This window comes from Veillonella dispar (assembly GCF_937975875.1).
Lineage (GTDB): Bacteria > Bacillota > Negativicutes > Veillonellales > Veillonellaceae > Veillonella > Veillonella dispar_B.
In genome coordinates this window covers 21,987-28,803 of sequence record NZ_CALJSP010000106.1, presented here as the reverse complement: position 1 = coordinate 28,803, position 6,817 = coordinate 21,987, and the positions used below count along the sequence as shown (strand labels likewise).

Sequence of the window (6,817 nt, the reverse complement as noted above, 5' to 3'; positions counted from 1 at the left end):
GGGGGTTTAGTCATGCCTATTCGGCGTACAATAAAAAGAGGGTATCCCACCTTTATAGATAGGATACCCTCTTCCAATTAATTTCCGAACATTACGGCCCTTAATCTGTATTTGTTATTAATTAGTGTGTGCTACTTTCAAAAGCAGCTTTCAACTCGCCTACAGCTTCAGGGACATAGTCTACGATAGAAGACATCAATGCATACATTAATGCTGGTTCAAACGCATCGTCACCACACATGTATACACAGTCTAAATACAGACTGGAATCTTGTTCATCAATATATAGCTTATAGTTTTTGTATGTCGCATTGTCGCGGTTGATCAACGCATTCAAGGCATTCATATTTTGTGCTGTTACCTTTTCAGGGCCTAACACCAAACGAATAACACTATAAATACTATTATCAAGAATGACAAATAACGGCATATCCCACAACGGGGATTTAATGTAAGAACGGTATACAACAGTACCGTCTTCATCCTCAAAATCCTTACGTTCAAAGGATGTGATTTCTTCGTCTTTTAAAAACTTATCAAATAATAATGCTTTAGGATTCATAACAACCTCTATTTAGCTAAACCAGCTACTTTAAGAATGCCTTTATGTACAGCATCTAAATGTGGTTGAACGACTTCAAGCAATAAATTAACTACTACTGTAGGATCAAATTGCTCAGTCAAACCAGGAACAGACACATCCATATAGATGTTATTGTCTTCATTGCTTACATAGTATTTAGATACTTTATAATCTTGATTCAATGTGTTAAGTTCTTTCAACACAGCAGGAATCACTTTTTCATCAATAGATGTTGTTGTGATAGCAATACGTGCATAGGAGAATGCAGAATCATCCACAACGATGAATACAGGCAAGCTATGCTCATGAACATCCAAACGGCCGTGGTAAACGACTGTATGAAGGTCATCTGTCATTTCTTCCTTTGTAAACCAAGAGTTACCGCCTTTATTTAAGTCAGCAACGAGTAAGTCAAATTTTTCTGCTTTTTGATTCATAATTCCCTCTACAAATAATGAGACTATTAGTCTTCGATAAATACACAACCATTGTCTTTAAATTCTTTAATACGAACTAAAGACTCAACACGATACCCTGCATTTTCAAGGCGTTCACGACCAGGTTGGAAGGATTTTTCGATAGCAATAGCCATACCCACTACTTCATCACCTGCATCTTCTACCAATTTAGCAAGGCCCATAGCAGCCTCACCAGATGCCAAGAAGTCATCGATGATCAACACTTTTTCACCGGCTGGCAAGAATTTTTTAGAAATAGTAATATCGTAGTTTTCCTCTTTTGTGTAAGAGTAAACAACACTATGATATACATCATCTACCATAAGAATAGATTTTTTCTTACGCGCAAATACTAATGGCACATCAAGTTCAAGAGCAGCCATCAATGCCAATGCAATACCAGATGCTTCAATAGTAACAATACGTTGTACACCTGCATCACGGTAACGATCGGCGATTTCTTTACCGATTGCTTTAAACAATTGTGGATCGATTTGATGATTCAAGAAACCATCGACTTTTAGCACGCGATTATTGAGGACAATCCCCTCTTCACGAATGCGTTGTTTTAATAATTCCATGTGCTCTTACCTCCGCAGCATAACTATCTTTAAATTTTAACGTAAATAACCCCTTAGGGTCAACCTATATCAAGTAAAAGACTTAACAATACAGCTAGAAAAATAGCTCTCTGTAAGGCTTAAAAACTTTCCACACTAAATCATAAAATTCAGTAGGTTTATATCAATATAATATAGCACAGATAACAGTACTCTAAAATATAAAAAGACACACTTTCTGAAAATTCTCATAAAGTGTGTCTCATTATTATAAGACCTTATCGCGTGTGCTTTCACGATTAACGAGCAAGGATGTAAAGCGCGCAGCCCCTTCAGATTGAGGTACCAAACGAGAACGGACAAGTACAATGTCACGCGTTGGCACTGGAATATCTGTATCTATACGTACCACTGTACCTTCTTGCATCTTTTGTTGCACTACATGGTTAGGCAACATAGAAATCCCCATGTTAATTTCTACAAGATCAAGCAGCACATCGACGCTACCTAATTCAAAGCGCGGTTTACGGCATGCGCCATGAGTTACTTCATCAAAGAATGTACGGCTCGCAGAACCTTTATGCAAGAGCAAAATAGGCTCATTAAGAAGACGGCCTTGATCAAAGAAGCCTGCCCCTTTATAGTCAGGACCACCAACAAATACATCTTGAATTGTAGCCAATGTAGTTACCTCTAGTTGAGGATTATCGCGCAAGCCTTCATAATCGTTAACGACGGCTAACTGCGCTTCTTTGTTGAGTACTAATTCTACACAATCAGGTGATGGTCGATTAATGATATGTAGTCCGATTTCGCTTTCTTGCAATTGCCATTTATGGAAGTAAGGTAATAAGAAATGGCGACATAATGTGTCTGTAGCAGCCAAATTTAAGCTTTCATAAGCTTGGCTAACACGTTCTTGTAATTGAGTTACCCCATTATCAAGAATGGAAAATGCCTTAGCTACTGTATCAAATAATTCTTTGCCTTCTGGCGTGAACCCTACAGATTTTGTAGTGCGCACAAAAAGAGGCATATTAAGTTCACCTTCTAATTGCTTAATGCTTTGGCTGATGGCGGATTGAGAAACGCCTAACTCTTTGGCTGCACGGGAAAAGGATAAATATAAGCCTACCCCTAAAAAGGTTCTATATAAATCTGCAGATACTGCCATTTTATTCACCTCTGTTATATACTAATAGTAGTGTCTTACTTTTAAATATACATATCATTTACTATATTATAAGCATGGACTCTCAATATATAATGAATATGTAGAAATCTTCATGAAAGTTAGGTCTTATGACCTTCATGAACCTTTCATATTTATTAGTATTTCTAATCTTTTCATAAGTAAGATTATCTTTACTTATAAGTCTAGACCGACTATACTTAATTTGTCAATATCCCACAGGGAATTATATACATTACAGGAGGCTACAATGGCTATACAACGATTATTCGTAACAAAACGAGAATCTTTCAACCAAGAAGCACAACGCATGTTACAAACCTTACAACAGGAATTATCAATGCCTGCTACAGGGGTAACCATCTACGAGCGTTATGATATCGAACATGTAGATGCAAAAGATTTAGAGGCTGCAAAAAACCTTATCTTCTCCGAGCCTCCTGTAGATACAGTATTAGAAGAAATCCCAGCTGTACAAGGTTTCGTTTTCGCTGTTGAATATGTGCCAGGTCAATACGATCAACGTGCTGACAGTGCTGAGCAATGTATTTCCATGCTCACCCTTACATCTGGCCACATCGTTCGATGTGCTCGTGTATATGCTATTGAAGGTACTTTCACAAAAGAACAAGAAGAGGCCATTAAAGCGTACTACATTAACCCAGTAGATTCCCGCGAAGCGAGTCTTGAATTACCAACTACATTGGCCCTTGAATTAGAAGATCCTAAACCAGTGGCAACAATCGACGGTTTTACAGACATGAGCGATGCTGATTTAGAAACTCTCATCGATAGCTATGGTCTCGCTATGACATTGGCAGACCTCAAATTAATTAAGCAACAATATGCAGAGGTAGAACACCGCAATCCTACCATTACAGAAATTCGCCTCTTCGATACCTATTGGTCCGACCACTGCCGTCACACTACATTTATGACGGAGTTAACGGATATTACCATTGAGGATAGTCGTTTCACAGGTGCTGTAAAAGAAGCCCTTGAAGAATACATGGAAGGCCGCGCCGAGCTATATACAACGAAGAAAAAGGCTCGCTCCCTCATGGATATGGCAACACTAGCAGTCAAAGAATTACGCCATGCTGGTGGCTTAACAAATCTCGATGAATCTGATGAAATCAATGCATGCACCATCATCGTTCCTGTAGATGTAGATGGCAAAACAGAAGAATGGTTGTTGTTGTTCAAAAATGAAACTCATAACCATCCGACTGAAATCGAACCATTTGGGGGCGCTGCTACATGCTTAGGCGGTTGCATCCGCGATCCATTGAGTGGCCGTGCTTATGTGTACCAAGCTATGCGCGTCACAGGTGCTAGCGATCCACATACTAGTCTTGAAGATACATTAGAAGGCAAATTACCACAAAAGAAAATTACTCAAGAAGCTGCACGTGGTTACTCCTCTTACGGTAACCAAATTGGTCTTGCTACTGGCGAAGTTAAAGAATATTACCATCCTGGTTATGTAGCTAAACGCATGGAAATCGGCGCTGTTATTGGTGCGGCCCCACGCAATCAGGTGCGCCGCGAAGTACCCGTTCCAGGCGATGTTGTAGTATTACTGGGCGGTAAAACTGGTCGTGATGGCTGTGGTGGTGCTACAGGTTCTTCTAAAGAACATACGGTAGAATCCCTTTCTACATGTGGCGCAGAAGTACAAAAAGGCAATGCCCTTACTGAACGGAAAATTCAACGCCTCTTCCGTCGCAGTGAAGTAACTACACTTATCAAACGTTGTAATGACTTTGGTGCTGGCGGTGTATCCGTTGCTATCGGTGAATTAACAGATGGTGTAACAATCAATCTTGATTTAGTTCCTAAAAAATACGCTGGCCTCGACGGTACAGAATTGGCAATTTCTGAATCTCAAGAACGTATGGCCTGCGTTATCTCCGCTTCTGATGTAGATGCATTCAAAGCATACTGCGACGAAGAAAACTTAGAATGTACAGTTGTTGCAGATGTAACTGATACCAATCGCCTCATCATGAACTGGAATGGCGAAACAATCGTAGATATCAGCCGCGATTTCTTAAATACAAATGGTGCTAGCCAACAACAAGAGGCTATCGTAACAGCTCCAGCAGATCGTTCTTACTTCTTACGCGGTTCTTCAAGCGCAGATAACTTCAAAGAAAAATGGCTTGCCGCAGTATCCGATTTAAATGCCGCTTCCCAACAAGGTTTAGCAGAACGCTTCGATAGCACTGTTGGTGCTAATACAGTGCTCATGCCATTCGGCGGCAAGTTCCAAAAAACTCCTACCCAAGGTATGGTCGCAAAGTTACCTGTATTAAACGGTGAAACTACAACTGCGAGCATCATGACACATGGCTTCGTACCAGAATTATCTGCTTGGAGCCCATACCATGGTGCACAATATGCAGTACTTTTATCTGTCGCAAAATTAGTAGCACTTGGCGGTCGTCGTGAAGATGCATACTTAACATTACAAGAATACTTCGAACGCCTCAATTCTAAAGAATCTTGGGGCAAACCTGTAGCAGCCCTTCTCGGTGCCTATAAAGCTCAAAAAGAACTTGAAATCGGTGCTATTGGCGGTAAAGATTCTATGAGCGGTACCTTTATGGACCTTACAGTTCCTCCTACCCTCGTATCCTTTGCAGTTGGTACAGCCCATGTAGATAACATTGTAAGCCAAGACCTTAAAGGCGTGGATCATCGCCTTGTATTCTTCGATGTACCTCGTACATATGACGATACTCCTGATTGGGATCGTTTCAAGGAAAACTGTGAAGTATTACAAGAACAAATTGAAAAAGGTCGCGTATACTCTGCTTATGTGGTTGACCAAGGTGGTATTCCTGAAGCAGTCACAAAAATGGCTCTCGGCAACAATATAGGTGTTAAATTCGATAAATATGCTGAACGTGCAATCTTCCAACCAGCTCTTGGTGCATTCATCGTCGAGGTAGACATTAAAGCTGTTAACTATCTCTTAGAATTACCAGGCCTAAAAGTAATTGGTGTAACCCAAGCAAATCCTACTATTGAATGGGGTAACCAATCCGTATCCCTTAAGGAAATTCAAGCAGCTTATGAAGCTCCTCTTAATGATATATTCCCTATGCACGCACCAAATGGCGTTGGTGAAGCAGTGGCATACATTCACGACCAACATGCTAAACCTCGCAGTGCAACCTTAGGAGCAAAACCAAAGGTTCTTATCCCTGTATTCCCTGGTACAAACTGTGAATTCGATTCAGCTCGTGCCTTTGAACGTGCCGGTGCAGAAACAGATATCGTTATCATCCGCAATCAAACACCAGAACAATTAAAAGAATCCATCGACGTAATCAAAGCTAAATTAGCAGAGTCTCAAATTCTTATGTTCCCAGGTGGTTTCAGTGCTGGCGATGAACCAGATGGTTCTGGTAAGTTCATGGCTACCCTCTTCCGCAATCCATACCTTGCAGAAGGCTTAGAAAATCTCTTGTACAAACAAGATGGTCTAGTTCTTGGTATCTGTAATGGTTTCCAAGCTCTTATCAAATTAGGCTTATTGCCTGGCGGCCACATTGAAACGTTGACTGCAGATCATCCTACATTGACGTACAACACAATCGGTCGTCACTTGTCTCGCATGGTCAATACAAAGGTAATCTCCACTAAGTCCCCTTGGATGTGTGATGCTAAAGCTGGCGAAATCTACACTGTACCAATTTCTCACGGTGAAGGTCGCTTCATTGCTTCTCCTCAACAAGTATTGGAATTCAATAAAACTGGTCAAATCGCTACACAATATGTGGACTTTGATGGTATTGCATCCATGGATAGCCGCTTTAATCCAAATCAATCCGTCGCTGCTATCGAAGGTATTTATAGTCCTGATGGTCGCGTATTTGGTAAAATGGCCCACTCCGAACGCTGTGGTCTTGGTATTAGCCAAAACATTCCTGGCCAATTAGAAATGCCAATCTTTACATCTGGTGTAAAATACTTCAAGTAATTAGTTGCCAGTCTTGTATGTGAAAGCCTACTC

At 40.6% G+C, this 6,817-nt stretch carries 5 protein-coding genes; 1 reads left to right on the top strand and 4 read right to left on the bottom strand.

Annotated elements, in window-relative coordinates:
- Positions 1 to 121 precede the first annotated feature (121 nt).
- The 4 genes from Q7P05_RS05025 to Q7P05_RS05010 form a co-directional block, all read right to left on the bottom strand.
- Positions 122 to 562, bottom strand: a complete 441-nt coding sequence (locus Q7P05_RS05025) for a hypothetical protein (RefSeq protein ID WP_005387853.1) — start codon at positions 560 to 562, stop codon at positions 122 to 124.
- Positions 563 to 570: 8 nt separating this feature from the next.
- Positions 571 to 1,020: a hypothetical protein gene (locus Q7P05_RS05020; RefSeq protein WP_005387851.1), complete on the bottom strand. Its 450-nt coding sequence runs from the start codon at positions 1,018 to 1,020 to the stop codon at positions 571 to 573.
- Positions 1,021 to 1,046: 26 nt separating this feature from the next.
- Complete coding sequence (locus Q7P05_RS05015) at positions 1,047 to 1,622, bottom strand: xanthine phosphoribosyltransferase (RefSeq protein WP_005387850.1); 576 nt, start codon at positions 1,620 to 1,622, stop codon at positions 1,047 to 1,049.
- Positions 1,623 to 1,869: 247 nt separating this feature from the next.
- Positions 1,870 to 2,775 carry a LysR family transcriptional regulator gene (locus tag Q7P05_RS05010; RefSeq protein ID WP_005387848.1) on the bottom strand — a complete coding sequence of 302 codons (906 nt, stop codon included), beginning with the start codon at positions 2,773 to 2,775 and terminating at the stop codon, positions 1,870 to 1,872.
- A gap of 268 nt (positions 2,776 to 3,043) precedes the next feature.
- On the opposite strand from Q7P05_RS05010, the gene Q7P05_RS05005 reads away from it, so the two are divergent.
- Positions 3,044 to 6,784 (top strand): phosphoribosylformylglycinamidine synthase, encoded by a 3,741-nt coding sequence (locus Q7P05_RS05005; RefSeq protein ID WP_303930858.1) that lies wholly within the window; start codon positions 3,044 to 3,046, stop codon positions 6,782 to 6,784.
- Positions 6,785 to 6,817 lie beyond the last annotated feature (33 nt).